We start from the raw sequence: 20,339 nt of genomic DNA, 5'->3' as shown, positions 1-20,339 counted from the left end.
GCGTGACAGCATCGATCATCGAAATTAATGACGTAACAAAGCAATATGATGAGCAATATGCTGTAAACCAATTATCCCTCTCCATTCCTAGAGGAGAAATATTTGGTTTATTAGGACCAAATGGAGCTGGAAAAACAACTACCATTTTAATGTTATTAGGTCTCATAGAACCAACTAACGGAAGTATTCATGTCTGTGGATTTGACTCTATTCGTAACCCAATTGATGTCAAACGAAGAGTAGGGTACCTTCCTGATAACTTAGGGTTTTATCATCATATGACAGGCTTTGAAAACCTTCTATATACGGCAGAATTAAATAACATATCGAGAGAGATTGCGGAAAAACGAGCTTACGACTTATTAGAAAAAGTAAATTTAAGCGAATCAGCACATAAAAAAACAGGCAAATATTCAAGAGGGATGAAACAACGACTTGGTTTAGCTGATGTGTTAATCAAAAACCCTGAAATTATTATTTTGGATGAACCAACATTGGGAATAGATCCAGAAGGGGTTCGCGAATTATTACATCTGATCAAGACGTTAAACAAAGAAGAGGGAATTACGGTATTGCTATCCTCCCATCAGCTACACCAAGTTCAACAAATTTGTGATCGAGTAGGAGTTTTTGTTGAGGGGAAATTATTAGCCGAAGGAAATATTACCGAATTAGCAAGACAGTTATTTAAACAAGATACCTTTGTCACAGTGGTCCAAGCGTCCCCTCTTAAGGAAGAACTAATGAAAAAAATACGGCAAACCGACTATGTAACAAATGTAAAAAAGAACGGTAACGAACTAGAAGTGTACAGTAAACAAGATATATCATCTGTTATCAGCCAACTCATTATTAAGTCTGGTGCTAAATTATATCAATTGACGAATAAGCATTTTGGGTTAGACGAAATTTATCATCGTTATTTTGAAGGGCGTGAGCAACATGGATCTCGCTAATAAAAAAGAACAAGTGAAAGACTTCTTCTCGGGACTAGTAAAACCTAGTGGGTCTGCTGCTACTAATACAAACACACAAGCATTTTGGGCAATCGTTCGTAAAGAATTTACTGATAACTTAAGAAGTTGGCGTATTATTATCCTGCTTCTTATTATCTTACTAACATCTTTTGGCTCTTTATATACAGCCGTTACTACCATTTCGGACACATTAGAGAATGCGGAAGAAGTAGATCAAATTGGCCAGTCTTATTTATTTTTGACAATTTTTACAACATCAGATGGAACACTACCATCTTTCATTACATTTGTTGGGTTTCTTGGTCCACTTTTTGGGATTGCTCTTGGGTTTGATGCCATTAGTTCCGAAAGAAGTCGAGGGACATTAAGTCGGTTAATGGCCCATCCCATCCCAAGGGATTCTGTATTAAATGCAAAGTTTGTTTCGGCATTATTATTAAACACCATTTTGTTTTTCTCACTCGGGTTCCTTGTGACAGCATTGGGTATTCTATTATTAGGTATCCCTCCAACAGGGGAAGAGTTTACAAGAATCGTATGTTTTCTCCTATTATGTATTGTCTATATTGCATTTTGGTTAAACTTGGCGATCCTATTCTCAACCGTCTTTAAGAACTCTGCAACAGCAGCACTGTCTGGAATTGCTGTATGGTTATTCTTTAATGTGTTTTACTCTATCATTGTTCGCTTATTTTCAAATTCACTCCTTAACCCAGAGTCTATAACGGATCCAACACAAGTTGTTGATCACCAAGAAACAATCCTGAATTTAATGCGACTTTCACCAAACCATTTGTTTAATGAATCAACAACGATCTTATTGTCACCAACTGTTAGAAGTCTAGGACCATTAACAATGGAACAAACAGCTGGTGCAGTCGTAAGCCCATTGCCGTTAAGTCAAAGCCTATTGCTCATATGGCCACAATTAACTGGATTAATTGCCGCGACCATGATCTGCTTTGCCATTGCCTATATTTTATTTATGCGACAAGAAATTCGAACTAACTAAATAATAGAAATCACTCGTTTTACTACAATCGGGTGCTTTTCTAAATATTAGGATTGATATAGAAGACTCATGAAGGTGCAAGAATTTCATCATATATAGCAGGAAAAGTTGGGGTAAAACGCATAAGTGGAGGGGGTTTAACCCTCCATTACTTTTACATATAGTGAAACTTCAATAAGTGGGGGTTTCCTTTCCTCCCCCCACTGATTGTTAGTTAGTTGAACGAATCGGACATTTACGGGCAGTTTGATCCCCCACTTATCTTTCTGGGTCTCCTCGAACTCTTGAAGTGGGGGGCTTACTGCCCGTTACATGCGGGATAAATAGTTCGTGTTCTTGGACCATCAAATTCTGTAAAATAGACACTTTGCCATGTCCCTAATAGGATACTCCCATCTTCTATAATCAATGTTTCACTTGCACCAATTACCGATGATTTCATATGGCCGTCTGAGTTCCCTTCCATATAGATATATTCAGTTTTATTAGGAAATGTCTCATTTAATCCCAGATGTGAATCTATTTTTACGTCGGGATCAGCGTTCTCATTAATCGTAATAGCTCCCGTTGTATGTGGACAATATACTACCATAATGCCATCGTTCACTCCACTATCAGATAATGCTCTTTTCAAATAGGTGTCTAGATTGGTAAACGACTGTTTTTCCTTAGTTGAAATAGTAAATTGATAAACATTACGTCCCATTCCTGTCACTTCCTATTTCTGGTTAAGTGCTTCTTTGATGGACTCTGCTGTAATGTTTCCATGCGAGGTATGCCATACTACCTCTTTATCACGTATTAGAAAGATTTGTGGTGATTCATGCTTCACTCCTGTATCTCTTTCCACTTGGTTTGAAACTGTACGACTCTCGATTACCTTCACCATATAGCTTTGAGGTACATGTTCACCATTTGCTAGAAACGATTGGTACTGATCAAATGCACCTGCACTGATTGGACAGGTAGTACTATGCTTAAAAAGGAGAACTGGTTTTTCCGCAGATATCTCTAGAAGATAGTCCCAATCCGAATTGTTATGTAATTCCTGTAATGTTGCCATTGCAATTCCTCCTTTAGGTCATTTAGTTTCCTTCATTTTACCTGATCTAGAGTGCATGCGACAAACAATCATGGTTAATTTCAATAATAGGATTGATAACTCTTCTTGTCTTTTCCTGTAAAAGAGCGTACGATTAAAGCCGGAACTTCTATAGAAAGGCGTCATAACATGGATAAACGAGTATATTTCTTAATGATTGTCTCTTTTGTAATTGGAATGGTTGAATTAATTATTAGTGGACTACTTGATCTTATTGCAGAAGATATGAATGTCACGCTTGGACAGGCTGGCTTTCTAATTACTATTTTTTCTCTTATTTTTGCAATTGCCTCACCAATATTATTATTTTTAACGTCTAATATAGAACGAAAACGATTAACACTTATTTCACTATGTATTTTCCTCATTGGAAATATTGTGACACTTTTTAGTCCAACATATAGTATTTTATTTCTAGGAAGAGTTATTTCAGCAACAAGTGGTGCCTTACTCATTATATTATGTCTTGTCATGGCACCAACACTTGTACGTCCTCAATATAGAGGAAGAGCAATTGGAATTGTATCTATGGGGGTTAGTGGCTCTCTTGTGTTAGGTGTTCCAATTGGTTTAGTGTTAGGAAATACATTTGGATGGCGTGCTCCATTTCTTATGATTACGATTTTAACAATACTTTCTATAATCGGTGTATATTATCTCATGGATCGAGTCGCACCCAAACCAGCTATCGGACTAAAGGAGCAACTACAAACATTAAAACAGAAAAAAATCCTATTTGCACAAACAACCACCTTTCTCTATATGACAGGACACACTGTTTTATATGCCTATCTTGTCCCTTTTCTAAATGAAACAATGGGCATTCAAGGTACCCTAGTTAGTATTGTATTCTTTGTATTCGGTGTAGCTGCAGTAAGTGGTGGTGGCATTGGTGGTACACTTGCGGATTTATATGGAAGCAGACGAACAGCTGTTATTGGTATCATTCTGTTTGTTATCACCGTATTTTCGATTCCATATACAACCTTTGCTTTACCAGTATTTCTTGGTGGTGTCATTATATGGGGAATATTAAGTTGGGCAATTACTCCAGCTGTGCAAAGCTATCTTATTCAAAAGTCTCCACAAAATGCGGATATTCAGCAAAGCTTAAATAACTCTGCCTTGCATTTTGGAATTGCATTCGGTTCCTTCATTGGCGGAATTATTATTGAAAGAACGACAGTAGAAGACAATGCCATGGTTGGATCATTATTTATCCTCCTCTCCCTTGGCACAGCGTTTGCAGCATTTATTTCGAAGTCCCGAACAAAAGCGCAAGTGCCTTGATTACCCCCGATTAGAAAACTTGGCTTGTCGCCAAGTGGCGAAAGCCTTAGTTGCACTTATGCAGTAAGTAGTTTCTTATCTGCCAAGCATAAGCCAAGCCTCGACGTGGTGCTTTTTGCGCGTAATGTGGATTGACTTATGACCTCGAGGGGGTAGGCGCTGAAGCTGGACGTAGCCTTTCCCATCCAAGGCAGTAATGACAGCAACTTTTTATACTTTCCTACCTTTCAAAAAATAAACGTCCAACAGCTTCTGAATGAAAGCTGATGGACGTTTTTATTGTATTTCCTCCTGTTGAACAACAGTGATGAAATGATGCAAGATCTTAGCGGTTAATCCCCAAATGACTTTATCCTCATATCGATAAAAAAACTCATCAATATGACGTAATTGCCAATTATAGTTTTCCCCACCTACGATTGAATCAAAAGGAAAATCCGCTTCTGGCACTACATTAAGTTTAACTTTGTAAATCTCAGGAGATGTATGAAGAAAGTATGCTAATGGTACTGTAAAAACCTGTGCTACTTCGGAAGGGTTTGGTGTGATGTCATGTTCCTTGGTGATGGTACCAATATAAGGGTAAATGATTCTGCCAAAATCAGAAACGACGTAGTCAAGTGGAGTTACGTCTTGAATCCCAGTTTTTAGAATTCCTAACTCTTCTGATGTTTCGCGAATTGCACAATCTCTTGGACTCTCATCCTCCTTGTCAATCCGGCCACCTGGAAAACATATATCGCCAGGCTGACTACGTAACGCCATTGATCTTACTTCAAATAAAATGTGAGTTTCGCCTTCTACCTCTATAAGTGGTATTAAAACAGCAGATTTCCGAAAATGCTTATACCCCATTATCGATGGTTGACGCTTTTTGACCTTTTGAATAATATGCTGTGTATCCAACTAATCACCTCCATGCTTATCTACTAAATTTAACCTCATCCATCCAATACATCAAATTGTTCCCAAGGATATTCACTTGGTGGAGTGGAATGAACCGTAATAATATCCTTTTTCGTAGGGTGTTCAAATGATAGTTCGTTTGCCCATAACGCAATTTGCTGACCATGTTTATTTAGGCCTTGTCCATACTTTTGATCGCCGTATAAAGGACACCCTGTTTCGGATAATTGTACTCGGATTTGGTGTGGCCTTCCTGTATAAAGCTGAATTTCTAGTAAACTAAATTGTTTTGTTTGATCTACAACCTTATATGCTAGTTTTGCTTTCTTTGCTTGTTTGTATTGTGGTGAAACAGCATATACCTTATTTTTTGATCTATCTTTCCATAAATAATGTTCTAAAGTCGCTTGTTCAGCCTGGGGCTCTCCTCTTACAACAGCCATATAACTTTTATCAAATTTCCCTCTTCTCATGGAGTCTGATAAACGGGATGCCGCCTTGGATGTCTTTGCAAACACCATAGCACCCCCAACAGGACGATCCAACCGATGTACAAGTGCCAAGAAAACATTTCCTGGCTTTTGATAGCGTTTTTTTATATCTTCTTTAAGGATCGATAATAAATCTGGATCCTTTGTTATATCTTCTTGTACTGGTATGTTCACTGGCTTTTCTACTACAAGCAAATGATTGTCTTCATACAAGACTGGTATGTTCATTGGTTGATACTCCTTTTTTAGATATGCTCATTTTGTATTCTTTGTTGTTTTTTAACGTTACAACTTCTATATGATGTGTCTTAACTTAAGCTGTCAGTTGGTTCTTTAACCCGCTTCGGAAATATACTTCGCTTTCACCAGAGACATAAAAGCGACTGTCCGAAGCGGAAATCAATGGTGCAATTTTAGGACGCATAATTTATCAACTTTTCATTAAGATAAATACTACTTGAAAAACAACAAGCTTTTAGAAAAGAGCCTAAAAATAAAGTGAAACTTCAATTAGTGGAGGTTTCGTTTCCTCCCCCACTGATTGTTAGTTGAACGAATCGGACATTTACGGGCAGTTTGATCCCCCACTTATCTTTCTTGGATCTCCTAAGAAATCTTGAAGTGGGGGTCTTACTGCCCGTTACATGCGGGATAAATTTAGAGAAAAGGGGGAGTGACGGCACTTCCGTCAAAACCTGCCAGATTTAAAAATGGCAAATAGAATCCATAAAAACATCAATATAGCGATAATAAAGCCAACTTCAATTACAGGAATGTCCCATAATAAAGTGGATTGTCTCATTAATGCAGATCCAACGATTAAGCCTACCATAATGATACTAAAGGATAACAATACAATACTGAAGGAAAGCCTGTTACTAATACGATCTAATTTTTTTAAAGACTGATCTAGTTCTGGCATGGAAATTTCCATTCTGATTTTTCCCTTTTGCACAACCGCTTTTAAATCTTGGATGTTCTTCGGCAATTCGGAAATAACTTCCCCGTATTCCGCTAAATCTTGCCATATACTTCCTGCCACACGTTTCGGATGATACCGTTCCTTCAATAATTGTTTTCCAAATGGTTCTGCCATTTTAATGATACTAAGATCTGGATCCAACTTCTCCACCATGCCCTCGATTGTCAATAACGTTTTGCCTAATAGGGTTAAATCAGCTGGAATACGTATTTGATGCTGGTAAGCGATTGAAAACAGATCATTAACGGCTTCTCCTATACTAACTTGACTGAACGGAAGATCGTAATACTTATCTCGTAATTGATCCAAGTCTTTTCGCAGCTGTCGGTAATTTACATCTTCTGGTACAACTCCCATACGGGTAATAACCTTTATCATACCATCTGTATCTTGGCGCATCAATGCGATAACCAAATCAGATAACTGCTTTTTCATATCCGGTGTAATCCGTCCTACTAACCCAAAATCCATAAAAATAATACTATTACCTGACTTTGCAACAATGTTCCCAGGATGTGGATCACCATGGAAAAAACCCTCAATAAAAACCTGATGAAATAATGCTCGAACAACCCGTTCCGCTAACAGTTTGCGGTCAGCACCAACCTTATTTAGCTGTTCATCATCATTTAATTTTATTCCTTGGACATATTCCATCGTTAATACTTTTTTTGTTGTGTAGTCCCAATACACCTTTGGGATATGAATATGTTCATCTTCTTTAAACTGATTGGCTATCCTAACTGCACTTCGCCCTTCAAAAGCATAATTCAACTCTGCTTGTAATGATTTGGAAAATTCCTGTATAATCTCCTGCACTTTATAGCGTGCTGCCCATTCCAATCGAGACTCTGCTATCATTGCCAAGTCTTCAAGAATTTCTAAATCGGTTTTAATCGTACTAGTAATATTTGGTCGCTGTACTTTAACTGCTACTGCTTCACCGGAATGAAGTGTGGCATAATGTACTTGTCCAATTGAAGCAGCCGCTAGAGGGGTTTCCTGAAATGTAGTATAGTAATCCTTTAATTGGCCACCCAATTCCCCTTCAATCGTATCCTTTACATCTTCAAAGGCAAATGGTGGTACATGATTTTGCAACTTCTCTAATTCCAGTATGATATCTGGAGGTAAGACATCGGAACGGGTACTGGCAAATTGGCCTAATTTTACAAACGTAGGACCTAATTCCTCCAAAAACAAACGGACACGTTCTCCAGTCGTTTTTGTTCGTGTTTCTTTATAGCCTTTTACAAATAATCGTTTTGGCAGCGATAACAAATCATGTAGACCTAACTCCATCGCAATATAACCAAATCCATAATGAGAAAATGCAATAACAATATCCCGGTAACGTTGAAGTTGGCGAATCCGCTTTTCAAAAATAGAAACCCCTCCTTTTTAGAAAAACACGGCAATCGCCATAATTTTATAGCGAATGCCGTCCCTTTTCTTATTGGCGATACAATAAGCTTCAAAACCTTTTGTTTATTTTGTTTGTTCTAATTGCTTTTCAAGTTCTTCCACGCGCTCTTTCAATGCATCCACTTCTTCTTTTGTTGCAAGATTTGCTTCATCTAGCAACTGGTTTAGTTTATGTTGTATCTTTTCATCAACTTGTTTTTGTGTTTCCTTGCCTTTTTCTAGTAGTTCATTAAAAAATTCTTTGGATTCTTGTTTACTTAATTCCCCACGTTCCACTAATTCATCTACAACTTTTTGTGCTTGCTCTTTACTTGTTACAGCAAGCCCTAATCCTAAAGCTAACCCTTTTCGAATGGTACTTCTCATTATATCCCTCTCCTTTTGAAAAAATTTAACACTTGGTTCGGTGACGGTAACAATGGTATCTCTTCTATACTTATGCTTTACATTTCTATTATAGCATCTTTCAACCATGCGACCGAAAGAAAGACGTATAGTGACATGAATTTATCAAAAAATAGGCGGGAGGTGAAACAGAAATGACACAAAAACCAAAAAAGAAATTCGAACGTCCCACTATTTCCAATATGGATGGTGAACTAAATGTTCATAATGGGTTGAATACTAACAACCCGTTACAGGAAGAGGATAACTATGCTGGTGATTCGGTTGATGAGCATAAAGAATTGGAAGCGGCAAATGAACAAATTGCGAAAAAAGAAATTTCTCAAGTATATAATAACTCATAGCGCTATTGGAGAAACTCTGATGTGACATTTGCATCAGAGTTTCCTATATCGATTTAATTATTCTGTTTTGTATCTTTTCTACCTTTTCTACTCAAACGATTTCCCGTTGTATATTCATAACCAAACTCTAAATCCCCTGCTTTTGATTGATATTTTCCCGTTACTATTTTATACTTTTGCTTATTTTTTTGATCCATATCATGACCTCCTTTCCATATAACTATTTTTTGCAAAATATAATGCTTTTATCAGAAGGCTATGTTTAAAGTATTGTTGCTTTCTAGTATAAAGACAACTCATTCAGTGGGGTCTTACTGCCAGTTAACACGTGATAAAAAAAAGAACCGGAAAGATGTATTAATAACATACTCCCGGTTCTTTTATACTATTACAAAAACCTATTCTTCTCTCCATGTGCTACAAGGAATTCAGCAATCTTGCCCTCAATTACTCAACAGTAACACTTTTTGCAAGGTTACGTGGCTTATCAACATCGCGGTCACGGTGTAATGCTGCATAATATGCTAATAGTTGTAAAGGAACAACGCTTACTAACGGAGTCAATAATTCATGCACTTGTGGAAGAACAAATGCATCGTCATCTTGCTCTAGACCTTTCATACTAATTACCATGGCATTTGCACCTCTTGCCACTACTTCCTGCACATTACCACGAATAGAATAGTTTACATTTTCCTGTGTTGAAAGTGCAATAACAGGGGTTCCATCTTCAATTAAAGCGATTGTTCCATGTTTCAATTCCCCTCCAGCAAACCCTTCTGCTTGGATATAGGAAATTTCTTTTAGTTTTAATGAACCTTCCATCGAAACATTATAATCCGTACTACGACCAATAAAGAATGCATTTCGTGTCGTGCTTAAGTAATCTCTCGCTAACGCTTCAATTGCTTCCTTTTGATCGGTTAATGCTTCCATTGCACTTGCAACAATTCCCAACTCTTGCATTGGGTCAAAATCTAAATTATTTCCTTTTGCCTGCGCTGTATCAACAGCTAAGATTGCTAATACAGCTATTTGTGCTGTGTACGCTTTCGTAGATGCTACTGCAATTTCTGGACCAGCATACAAATGTAACGTATAATCTGCTTCACGAGAAAGGGTGGATCCTGGCACATTGGTAATCGTTAATGCTGGATGACCCAATTCTTTTACTTTTACTAACACTGCACGACTATCTGCTGTTTCACCACTTTGTGAGATGAAGATAAATAATGGTTTTTCAGATAGTAATGGCATATTATAGGAGAATTCACTTGCTACATGAACTTCAACAGGAATAGTTGCGATATTTTCAATTAATTGTTTTCCCACCAAACCAGCATGATAGCTAGTTCCAGCAGCTATGATGTAAATTCGGTCACAAGCTTTCATGGCATCACGAATTGCTGAATCTAATTTTAATTCATTATCACCATTTTGGTATTCTTTTATGATTTTACGCATGACTAGTGGCTGCTCATCGATTTCCTTCAGCATAAAGTGTGGGTACGTACCCTTTTCTGTATCACTCACATCAATTTGTGCTGTATAAGGTTCTCGTTCAACAGTCGTTCCATCTAGTTTTTGTATTTCTACTTGATCACGTTTTACTAATACTACTTCCTTATCTTGGATTTCAACATACTGATCCGTTACTTTTAGTGTTGCCATCGCATCACTTGCTACAACATTAAAGCCATCCCCAATGCCTACTAGTAATGGACTCTTGTTTTTCGCAACATATAACGTCTCATTATCCTTTTCGTCAATTAATGCAATCGCATATGACCCTTTTAACATATCCATTGCTTTTCGAAAAGCCTGCTCTGTCGTATCATATTCTTCTGATAGCTTTTCGATTAATTGCACAATGACTTCGGTATCTGTCTGACTGCCAAATGATACATCCTGTAGATACTCATTCTTTAATGCTTGGTAATTTTCGATCACACCATTATGAACAATAGTAAATCGACCAGACGCGCTTTGATGTGGATGTGCATTATCTTCACTTGGCACTCCATGTGTTGCCCAGCGGGTATGACCAATTCCCATTGTTGCCTGAACGTTCATATCTACTTTTTCCCGAAGTCTTGCAATTCGTCCTTTTACCTTGAAAAGATTCAATCCACTGTCATTTAACATTGCAATCCCAGCAGAGTCATATCCTCGGTATTCTAACTTTTCAAGTCCATTTAATAAAAGTTCCTTTGTATCCTGCTGTCCAATATATCCTACAATTCCACACATATCGTTGTTCCTCCTTGGTGAAAAGGACAACAAACGACCGATTTTACGATGGGGCGTTTTGTTGCCCCCTTCTCGTGTTATGAATGCATCTTGCCTTTTCTTTTGTCCAATAAGTCACCTTATTGTTTTGGAAAAAGCATCACGACTGAGATGCACAATCGGGAGGTATCCGCCGATGTATTCGATAAACCCCCGCCTCGTCAACTATTTCCTTTCCCGTCCGAAAATAGCCCTGGCGCTTTTAAGTTGTTTTTAAAATAAAACGAAACTCCTTTCTATTTTTGAATAGCTCAATGAAAATAATTCATTAAGCATACATTTAATTTTACCCGACAGAGAATTGTTCCGTCAATATAAAGTGATTTTTAGTCAGCAGGGTTTCGATGCAGAAGGCGTACTAGTGCCAACAATGCGACAGGACGTTAAAGCTGGATAAATATAAATCCATTACGCTAGATATTGTATGCCACATGCTTTTTTGTGTTCATATCCTAATCCAAATTCATTAACACTTATTTACTAGGAAATTAAAAAAGTATCATAGGTTATACCTAGCAAACTCTATTAACTCGTTCTTTCGAATTATAATTTTAAATATTTAAAATAATCCTAATTGATTATACAAATGTAGAGTCTGGCCCTATATACTAGAACCATACTATTTTTAGGAGGGGTTTTTTGAAGAAAAAATATGTAGTTCCAGCAGTTTTGTCATCAGCACTCATTGTAAGCTCATTTACAGCAAGCAGTGTTCTAGCTGTAAATGTACCTGAAACAGCTAATGTACAAGCCCAAAAAGAATGGAATGAAAATGCAAATGTTCCAATCTTCGTCAAAGAAAAATTTGCAGAAAAACACACAACGAACAAGGCCTCGAAAGCGAAAGCACATTTACAGAATAACAAGCAAACATATGGAATTGAAAATGCCGAAGAAAATTTAGATGTAAAAGACGTACAAACAGATGAACTTGGTATGACACACGTGCGATTAATTCAAACAAAAGATGGTATTCCTGTAGAAGGTTCTGAAGTTATTGTCCATTACAATGAAAATGATGAACTTGTTTCTGTAAATGGTCACCACAATCCTGAGATAGATTCCACAACCTTAGATACAACTCCTGACATCAGTAAAGAGAAAGCAATAGATCTTGCAAAGACAGCTGTAAACGCACCTGATCAGTTAGATTATGAACCAACTTCAGAATTAGTTATTTACCCGTTTCAAGAGGAACATTATGTAACATTTAAAGTTAATCTCACCTTTACAACAGATGAACCAGGTAATTGGTTTGTTTTTGTAGATGCTAATGATGGTACTGTAATCGATCAATATAATACAATTTCCCATGCGAAACATGGAGAACTTCACAAAAGTGTTGGGACAGGTGTCCTTGGTGACCATCGTAAAATCCATACCACAAAAGTAAAAGAACCAAAGTCAGGAACACAATTTACATTATCGGATAATTCACATGAAGGCTTAGAAGGTATTTACACGTATGATGTAAATACAGGAGAAATTGCTACAAATAATAGTGCCTCATGGAAAGACGAGTATCATCGTCCTGCAGTAGATGCACATTACAATTCGGAAAAAGTATATGAATACTATTTAAATGAGCATGATCGTAATTCCCTTGATGATGAAGGAATGGCAATTGTTTCTCGAGTGAATTATGGAGATAATTACAATAATGCATTTTGGGATGGTCGGCAAATGACATATGGAAATGGTGATGGATCGTTTATGGTTCCACTATCAGCAGGATTGGATGTCGCAGCACATGAGATGACACACGGAGTAATTACCAATTCTGCAAATTTAGTTTACCGCGGACAATCCGGTGCTTTGAACGAAGCATTTGCTGATATTTTTGGTGCATTAGTCGATGAAGATGACTGGGAAGTTGGTGAAGATATTATGGGTCCTGATGCCAAAGCAGATGGCAGAACTGCATTACGCAGCTTAAGTGACCCTAGCAAATTCCCTGTAAATGAAGACTATGTTCCTTATAGTAACAATGGTGGAATGTATCCTTCACACATGGATGAATTTTATGAATTACCAACTGACCTTGATAATGGTGGCGTGCATATTAATTCATCTATTATTAACCATGCAGCCTTCATTACAGGAGAACAAATTGGAAAAGAAAAACTTGGTCAGATCTATTATCGTGCACTTGTCACTTATTTAACAGCTAATTCTAACTTTAGTGATGCACGCAATGCTATTATTCAATCTGCTGAGGATATTTATGGTGAAGGGAGTGAAGAAGCATTAGCAGCAGCTGATGGCTTTGATCAAGTAGGAATTTATGAATAAAAATCAAAAAAACTTGTAGGGGTCCATTCCCTACAAGTTTTTTCAGTTATGCTTGGTGTTTTTCTAAAAAGTCAAGCATTCTGGTGTATACCTTTATTTCGTTTTCTTTTTTCGAGAACCCGTGTCCCTCATCCTCCAAGACAAGATACTCGACATCACGACCTTCATCATTAAGCTTAGCGACAATTTGATCTGATTCTTCTTTTACAACACGAGGATCCTTTGCACCCTGGATAACGAGCATTGGTTTAACCATTCCATCTAAGTACGTTACAGGTGAATCTTTTATAAAGCGCTCCTTATCACGTTCTGGATCTCCTAACCAGCGTTCCATGATAGGTTTCCAATGAGGTGGCACTGAGTTAACAAACGTAAATAAATCAGAAGGGCCAAAAATATCAACAACGGCTTTAAAATAGTCGGAATGTCGACCATGTAATAATAATGCCATGTATCCACCATAGCTGCCACCGACTAAAAATAACTTCTCACGATCTGTTATGTGGTTTTCAAATAACCACTCAATACCAGCGACGCAATCCAGCCGAGGTCCTTCTCCCCAGTCTTGTTCTACTAGTTTTACAAAAGATGACCCGTACCCTGTTGAGCCACGGAAGTTAGGTGCAAAAATAGTGTACCCACGATTTAAGAAGCATTGAAACATGGCACGGAACATCTTCCGTTCAGATGCTTGTGGTCCACCATGAGGCCAAAAGATTGTATACCCATTATCATTTTCCGGTTTGGCTCTAAATAATAATGCTTCCATCTCCATACCATCAAAAGATTGATATGAAATAACATCAGGTTCTACCATATCCTCTTTCGTCAACCCTAATACGCGATTATTCGTTAATTGCTTCCATTCCACCCCATCAGAAGACTGAAAAATATTATGTGGAATAGTAGCACTTCTTCCGAGTACATATAGGTTTCCAGAATTCGCTACCTGAATTTGGTCAATGACATCTACAGGTGCAGAAAGTTCTTGAATGTCCTGAGAAGCTAAATCATACTGGTATAATTTATCCTGCACACCATCTTCTGTAATGAAATAAAAAGCGTTCTTCTCTTTATTCCATTTTAAGGATTGAATACTCTCGTCATTAACGTTCACAACAGGTGAGAATTGTTTTGACGCCAAGTCGAATTTCGCGATATAACTATATTCACTTTCATAATCAGTGATAAAATAAATCGTGTTATCGTCTATAAAAATAGGATCAAATGTTATATGTACTTCATCTGGGTCAGGGGTTAAACTATGTTGTTCATCTCCTGTTTTCACAAAACCTATAACATATGTATTCGCAAACGCTCGTATATACACAAAAGCATCTTCTTTATTTGACACAGCCGCTAACTCTGTTGGCGACACTTCCCCAGTATTGAGTAGCGTATCGGTGCCATTAGCTAAGTTTCGAACTCGTGTATTTAAAAATGAAGGATTTTCTTCTGATGTCATATAATAGATTCGTTCCCCATCATTACTTACATCAGTGAAAAAGTACTTTTCAGCTGCATCACCTGAGATAAGGGCTTGTGGGATTCCCCCTTCATTAGGGATTGCATATATATGATGGTTTTCATCACCATCTTGGTCAAATCCCGCTAATACATAACGATTTTGGGGATCAAATTTGATAAAACTACAGGACTCATCCTTTTGCGCAAAAAGATATGGGAATGTGTCTGGTAAGTTCATTGCCCACAAATTCATCTTTCCATTTAAATTCGAGGAAAAAATGAGACGTTCCTCATCACTGCTCACCGCAAAATTAGTAATAACATATGTACGAAAAAATTGATCTACTGTTGGTTTTGGAAATTCAATCATAATGGACCCCCTTGAATTACTTTGAAATATAGTAAGAAAAGTTTTACTTATGTCTAAATTAATTCTATTATAACGTAATTAACCTTACTGTCATAGAAAAAGATAGTTGTTCGATGCTTCGATTGACGTTTACAAATATTTACCTGCACTTCCTATTCATCTACTACCGCTATACTTTTAGATTGGAGAATAGCAACCCCATAAATTAGTTAATTACATAATGAGGAAAATAAAATTAAAATAATCAATTAAAATTGGAGAAACGAAATGGAAAAATAACAAACTAGTCTCAAACCATTTATTTTATTAATTGTATCAACAAAAATCCCTAAGCTTGCCCTAACTATTGGGTTAATTGGAAGTGTCTTCACTACTCTTGTTCGATTAACGATTCTCTTACTAACAAGGGAATTAGTGGATGGGTTTTCCGTAGAGACATTAAGTATAGGTATTATCATTGCAATGTTTTCCTGAAAGAAATCCATGGATGTCTGATACAGCACTCCCAGCAAATAAATATCGTAAAATGATAGTTAAGAAGCGTTTCATGCTTATTTATCAGATTAGAGATAATACAATATTCGTTGACTATGTGTTAGATTGCAGAAGAAATTATCAATGGCTGTTGTAACTAAAATAAAAAACTGCTCTCCATAAAGAAAGCAGTTTTGCAAATTATTTTAGTCGTTTCTTCCCATTAATTCCTCAATAACCTTGACGACTTGATTGACATAACGTTCACAGTCTTCTTTTGTTGGTGCTTCCACCATGACACGAACTAGTGGCTCTGTACCAGATGGACGTACAAGAACACGTCCCTCTTCTCCCATTGCTTTTTCCACAGCATCAATTTCTTGTTTGATGGTTGGATGATTTAATGCCTCATGTTTATCGGTTACTTTGACATTTTTTAATACTTGTGGAAAAACCGTCATTTCACTGGCTAATTCAGAAAGTGGCTTCCCGGTCTCTTTCAACACATTAACCAATTGTAAGGCAGATAACATCCCATCTCCTGTTGTATTGTAGTCTAGGAAGATAATGTGTCCGGATTGCTCTCCTCCAAGATTATAACCACCTTTACGCATTTCTTCCATAACGTAACGGTCACCTACGGCTGTTTTATCACTACGCATTCCATTTTCCTCTAATGCTTTATAAAAGCCTAAATTACTCATAACAGTGGAAACAACGGTACTTTTTCGTAAGAACCCTTTTTCATTCATATATTTTCCACAGATATACATGATTTTGTCGCCATCTACAATTTCGCCGTTTTCATCGACAGCAATAAGACGATCCCCATCCCCGTCAAAGGCAAGACCTATATCTGCTTGTTTTTCCTTCACAAATTCCTGTAACGCTTCTGGATGAGTGGAACCTACCCCATCATTAATGTTTAGCCCATCTGGTGAGCTCCCAATTGAATAAATATCTGCTTCTAAATCGGCAAATAAATGGGTTGCTAAACTGGAGGTTGATCCGTGCGCACAGTCTAATGCAATTTGCATTCCTTCAAAGTCATTATCGATCGTCTCTTTTAAGAAAGAAAGATATTTCTGTCCGCCTTCAAAGTAATCATTGACGAGACCTATATTTGCTCCTGTTGGCCTTGGAAGATCATCGCCTTCTTCCATTAATCGTTCAATTTCCGCTTCTGTTGCATCGTTTAATTTAAAACCATCAGAACCAAAAAATTTAATACCATTATCTTCTACAGGATTATGTGACGCAGAAATCATCACACCTGCTTGTGAGCTTGTTGCTTTTGTTAAGTAGGCAACACCTGGTGTAGAAATAACACCTAAACGCATAACTTCCGCACCAATGGATAATAATCCAGCAACCAAAGCACCTTCTAGCATATGTCCTGAAATTCGAGTATCTCTACCAATTAATACTTTTGGTTTATCTGTACCATTCGTTAACACATAGCCTCCAAAACGGCCTAACTTAAATGCTAACTCAGGTGTTAGTTCTTGGTTCGCTATTCCTCTAACACCATCTGTTCCAAAGTATTTTCCCATGTAGTACCTCTCCTTTATTCCCCATTTAAACCATACTTCTAAACATGTTTCCTCTACCCAAGGTTCTCTCTATTTATCGTTTTCTACTTTACGAAAGATCGATTGTTATTTCTTCAAATTCTAACTCGGTTGAAATATCATCTGGTCCTTCTACAGTGACAGGAATTTGATGTTCTCCTTCTCCTAATCCAGATACATCTGCTACTAATCGGAAATCTTCACTTGATAAATCGCCTACATCTTCTTCATTCCCAACAATCGTAATTCCCATTCTGTCTTCATCAGGTTGTACAAATGTGACTTCTTGTCCATCTGGAACATTTTCCACATCTACCAATACATCTTCAATGGTCCTTGTTTGTTCTAACTTTACATCAACCTGTATTGTATCACCATTAGGGACACTTGCGCCACTTGGTAACACTAAACTAGCATTAATAGTTTGTGAGCTTGTTAACTCTTCTAGGTTTATTTCTTCTGTAGTGATTCCCTCAATGCCTTCTAAAACATCACTCGTTGCAAAAACTTCAACCTCTTCTAAATGTGGAGTTACCGATAGAAGGGAATAACCATCAGGTAAATCACCTGTTGTTTCTACACTCACAGGAACGATTTTACTTGGGTTATCCACTTCCACCGATACATTTACACTAGCAGGCTCAACTCGAACACCGAGTTCATTACCTTGGCTATCATATACATTTACTGGTACTTCCCGGTTATTTATGGATTCTGTTGCACCAGCTACATCTACGAATACTTTTACAAGAGCAATTTGTTCAATAGTACTTTTTGAGCTAGTGATCGTTATAGTATCAGGATTCACTTCAACATCACCAAGTTCATATCCTTCTGGAAGCTGGTTTGTATTAACAAAGTCAACGCTCACATCAAAGGATTGTGTAGCTCGTTCTTCAATCGTTACATCGATCGTCTTCGGTTCGATATAAACGCCTAAATCATTTGATATATTTTCATGCTGGATATCTACTGTATGTTCGCCTTCCCCTAATCCTTCTAAGTCAACGAAGACATTAAAATTTCGTTGTGTTGTGGTTAACGTTAGAGTACTTTGCGGTCCTTCCAAAGTGACACTAACATATTCAGGTACTCCACGAACAACATACTTTTCTTCATCAATCACGATCCCTACTGGAACATCATCAAGTGTTTGGATTTCACCACTTCCATCTGGAATGCGGGAATCGGATTGTGTCTCATTGATGTCAACATAAACAACTACGTAAAGCAAGATAGCAAACGCTAATGAAATAACACGTACAAACCATTTACTATTAAACCAATTATCCATCCTTTTTCCCCCTCCAATTCCATGTTCTTGACTCAGGGGTTCTTAAACTAACAGATAAATTTTCTCTTAAAAATTTACGTAATGTGTCCTGGTCTAACTCCCTATGCAATTCACCATTTTTCGTACACGAAATACTACCCGTTTCCTCGGAGACTACAATCGTTAGGGCGTCTGTAACCTCACTGATCCCCATTGCTGCTCGATGCCTTGTACCTAATTCCTTAGATATAAACGGACTTTCGGATAAAGGTAAATAACATGCCGCTGCCACAATTTCATTACCCTTCATAATAACGGCACCATCATGTAGCGGCGTATTCGGTGTAAAGATATTTGTTAATAATTGATGTGTTAATTTTCCACTTATTTGTATTCCTGTTTCTGCATAATCTCCTATACCTGTTTCTCGTTCTATGGTAATTAGTGCACCAATACGACGTTTTGCCATATAATTACATGATTGAATAATCGCCTCAATGGTTTGATCTAGCTGTTCCTCTTCCGACCTTGTACTTCTTGAGAATAAATTACCTCTTCCAAGCTGTTCTAAAGCTCGACGTAGTTCTGGTTGAAAAAGGATAATGATAACTAATAAACCCCAAGATATTGCTTGGTCTGTGATCCATTGTATCGTTTGTAAATTAAATACACTACTTAATAACCGAACAATAAATACGACAATTATTCCCTTTAATAACTGAATTGCTTTGGTACCTCTAATTAGCATTATTAATTTATATAAAACATACCAGACGAGAGCAATGTCTACGCCGATTCGTAACAGGTTTAAGAAATCATATCCCCCATCAAGCATGTTCACACTTCCTTTTATCCATAGTTCTCTTCCCATCTATACATATAATACCATTATTAGTATATCATATTTAAAGCGATAACATGTGAAGTAATCAATAATAAACATTACCCATAATTGCTATTCATTAAGCGTGAAATTTATAGTTTTTCATAAGCCTCATTTTGCATGCTTTGCTATTTTCTCACATTACCAGTGAACTATACTGTGACAGGATCTTTATAGATTGCGACGTAAATGTTTGGCATAAATGAATTATAATTACCACTTCGGAAAAATACTTCGTTGTCCGCGGCAAAGAAGACCCTATAAAACGATAGTTGAACAGATGTCGAGATTTCTAACGAATATGTATAACTAAAAACTCGGAAATGCTTTTACACTTCCAAGTTCTTAGTGAAGGCTGTTTTTTTCTAAAAAATTGTTACTTTCAGAATGAAACATCTTGCGTATAAGATGTATTATGCGCAATAAAATAGTGCTGTTGATTTCCGCTCCGGACAGTCGCTTTCACCACGGGCATAAGTGCGACATCTGTTCAAACTCTCTCTGTTCGTTTTCACAGTGTCTTCTTTACCACGGACAGACGCTTTTAGCTTCCTCTATAGAAAGCGGAAGCGCCTTGGTCACACCCGATTAGAAAACTTGGCTTTTCGCCAAGTGGCAAAAGCCTTAGTTGCACTTATGCAGTAAGAATGTTTTTCTTATCTGCCAAGCTTAAGCCAAGCCTCAGTGTGGCGGTTTTTGCCACAAAGAGGATTGACTTAAGACCTCGAGGGGGTAGGCGCTGGAGCTAGACACCGGAAGCAAAAACCGCTTCCGGTGGGATCTTCA

17 protein-coding genes are annotated in these 20,339 nt (G+C 37.4%); 5 read left to right on the top strand and 12 right to left on the bottom strand.

What is annotated here, in order from left to right:
* Positions 1-2: 2 nt before the first annotated feature.
* Together GHC26_RS11605 and GHC26_RS11600 are read left to right on the top strand one after the other, a co-directional pair.
* Positions 3-956, top strand: a complete 954-nt coding sequence (locus tag GHC26_RS11605; protein WP_226376924.1) for an ABC transporter ATP-binding protein — start codon at positions 3-5, stop codon at positions 954-956.
* Positions 943-1,989, top strand: coding sequence for an ABC transporter permease (locus GHC26_RS11600; protein WP_163971437.1), 1,047 nt, complete (start codon positions 943-945; stop codon positions 1,987-1,989). Before GHC26_RS11605 ends, GHC26_RS11600 begins: the two co-directional genes overlap by 14 nt.
* A gap of 298 nt (positions 1,990-2,287) precedes the next feature.
* Here the strand turns inward: GHC26_RS11600 and GHC26_RS11595 are convergent, their stop codons facing one another.
* Positions 2,288-2,695 (bottom strand): secondary thiamine-phosphate synthase enzyme YjbQ, encoded by a 408-nt coding sequence (locus GHC26_RS11595; RefSeq protein WP_163971436.1) that lies wholly within the window; start codon positions 2,693-2,695, stop codon positions 2,288-2,290.
* 12 nt (positions 2,696-2,707) lie between these two features.
* Positions 2,708-3,052: a bacillithiol system redox-active protein YtxJ gene (gene ytxJ / locus GHC26_RS11590; RefSeq protein ID WP_163971435.1), complete on the bottom strand. Its 345-nt coding sequence runs from the start codon at positions 3,050-3,052 to the stop codon at positions 2,708-2,710.
* A 168-nt stretch (positions 3,053-3,220) separates the two neighbouring features.
* On the opposite strand from ytxJ, the gene GHC26_RS11585 reads away from it, so the two are divergent.
* A complete protein-coding gene (locus GHC26_RS11585) occupies positions 3,221-4,381 on the top strand; it encodes an MFS transporter (protein WP_163971434.1) in 1,161 nt (386 codons plus the stop codon).
* A gap of 276 nt (positions 4,382-4,657) precedes the next feature.
* Here GHC26_RS11585 and GHC26_RS11580 read toward each other — a convergent pair whose 3' ends face one another.
* The 4 genes from GHC26_RS11580 to GHC26_RS11565 form a co-directional block, all read right to left on the bottom strand.
* Positions 4,658-5,287 carry an NUDIX hydrolase gene (locus GHC26_RS11580; RefSeq protein ID WP_163971433.1) on the bottom strand — a complete coding sequence of 210 codons (630 nt, stop codon included), beginning with the start codon at positions 5,285-5,287 and terminating at the stop codon, positions 4,658-4,660.
* A 35-nt stretch (positions 5,288-5,322) separates the two neighbouring features.
* The gene (locus GHC26_RS11575; protein ID WP_163971432.1) at positions 5,323-6,006 is read right to left on the bottom strand and encodes an RluA family pseudouridine synthase; all 684 of its coding nucleotides are present in this window, start codon (positions 6,004-6,006) and stop codon (positions 5,323-5,325) included.
* A 460-nt stretch (positions 6,007-6,466) separates the two neighbouring features.
* Positions 6,467-8,146, bottom strand: coding sequence for an AarF/UbiB family protein (locus GHC26_RS11570; protein WP_205599220.1), 1,680 nt, complete (start codon positions 8,144-8,146; stop codon positions 6,467-6,469).
* 102 nt (positions 8,147-8,248) lie between these two features.
* Positions 8,249-8,551: a phasin family protein gene (locus GHC26_RS11565; RefSeq protein ID WP_163971430.1), complete on the bottom strand. Its 303-nt coding sequence runs from the start codon at positions 8,549-8,551 to the stop codon at positions 8,249-8,251.
* A 173-nt stretch (positions 8,552-8,724) separates the two neighbouring features.
* On the opposite strand from GHC26_RS11565, the gene GHC26_RS11560 reads away from it, so the two are divergent.
* On the top strand, positions 8,725-8,934 hold the full coding sequence (locus tag GHC26_RS11560) for a hypothetical protein (RefSeq protein WP_163971429.1): 210 nt from the start codon (positions 8,725-8,727) through the stop codon (positions 8,932-8,934).
* 53 nt (positions 8,935-8,987) lie between these two features.
* Here GHC26_RS11560 and GHC26_RS11555 read toward each other — a convergent pair whose 3' ends face one another.
* Together GHC26_RS11555 and glmS are read right to left on the bottom strand one after the other, a co-directional pair.
* Positions 8,988-9,131: a hypothetical protein gene (locus tag GHC26_RS11555; RefSeq protein ID WP_163971428.1), complete on the bottom strand. Its 144-nt coding sequence runs from the start codon at positions 9,129-9,131 to the stop codon at positions 8,988-8,990.
* A gap of 250 nt (positions 9,132-9,381) precedes the next feature.
* A complete protein-coding gene (glmS, locus tag GHC26_RS11550) occupies positions 9,382-11,184 on the bottom strand; it encodes a glutamine--fructose-6-phosphate transaminase (isomerizing) (protein WP_163971427.1) in 1,803 nt (600 codons plus the stop codon).
* 678 nt (positions 11,185-11,862) lie between these two features.
* Here glmS and GHC26_RS11545 point away from each other — a divergent pair.
* A complete protein-coding gene (locus tag GHC26_RS11545) occupies positions 11,863-13,515 on the top strand; it encodes a M4 family metallopeptidase (protein WP_163971426.1) in 1,653 nt (550 codons plus the stop codon).
* A gap of 46 nt (positions 13,516-13,561) precedes the next feature.
* Here GHC26_RS11545 and GHC26_RS11540 read toward each other — a convergent pair whose 3' ends face one another.
* The 4 genes from GHC26_RS11540 to cdaA form a co-directional block, all read right to left on the bottom strand.
* Positions 13,562-15,352: a S9 family peptidase gene (locus GHC26_RS11540; protein ID WP_163971425.1), complete on the bottom strand. Its 1,791-nt coding sequence runs from the start codon at positions 15,350-15,352 to the stop codon at positions 13,562-13,564.
* A gap of 680 nt (positions 15,353-16,032) precedes the next feature.
* Complete coding sequence (gene glmM, locus GHC26_RS11535) at positions 16,033-17,379, bottom strand: phosphoglucosamine mutase (protein ID WP_163971424.1); 1,347 nt, start codon at positions 17,377-17,379, stop codon at positions 16,033-16,035.
* Between the two features lie 88 nt (positions 17,380-17,467).
* Complete coding sequence (locus GHC26_RS11530; RefSeq protein WP_163971423.1) at positions 17,468-18,691, bottom strand: CdaR family protein; 1,224 nt, start codon at positions 18,689-18,691, stop codon at positions 17,468-17,470.
* Positions 18,684-19,505 carry a diadenylate cyclase CdaA gene (gene cdaA / locus GHC26_RS11525; protein WP_163971422.1) on the bottom strand — a complete coding sequence of 274 codons (822 nt, stop codon included), beginning with the start codon at positions 19,503-19,505 and terminating at the stop codon, positions 18,684-18,686. The genes GHC26_RS11530 and cdaA overlap by 8 nt, the downstream gene beginning before the upstream one ends.
* Positions 19,506-20,339 lie beyond the last annotated feature (834 nt).

This window comes from Oceanobacillus halotolerans (assembly GCF_010993955.1).
Taxonomy (GTDB): domain Bacteria; phylum Bacillota; class Bacilli; order Bacillales; family Amphibacillaceae; genus Oceanibacillus_A; species Oceanibacillus_A halotolerans.
The sequence above is the reverse complement of the archived record's forward strand: the minus strand, read 5'-3'. Positions and strand labels throughout refer to the sequence as shown.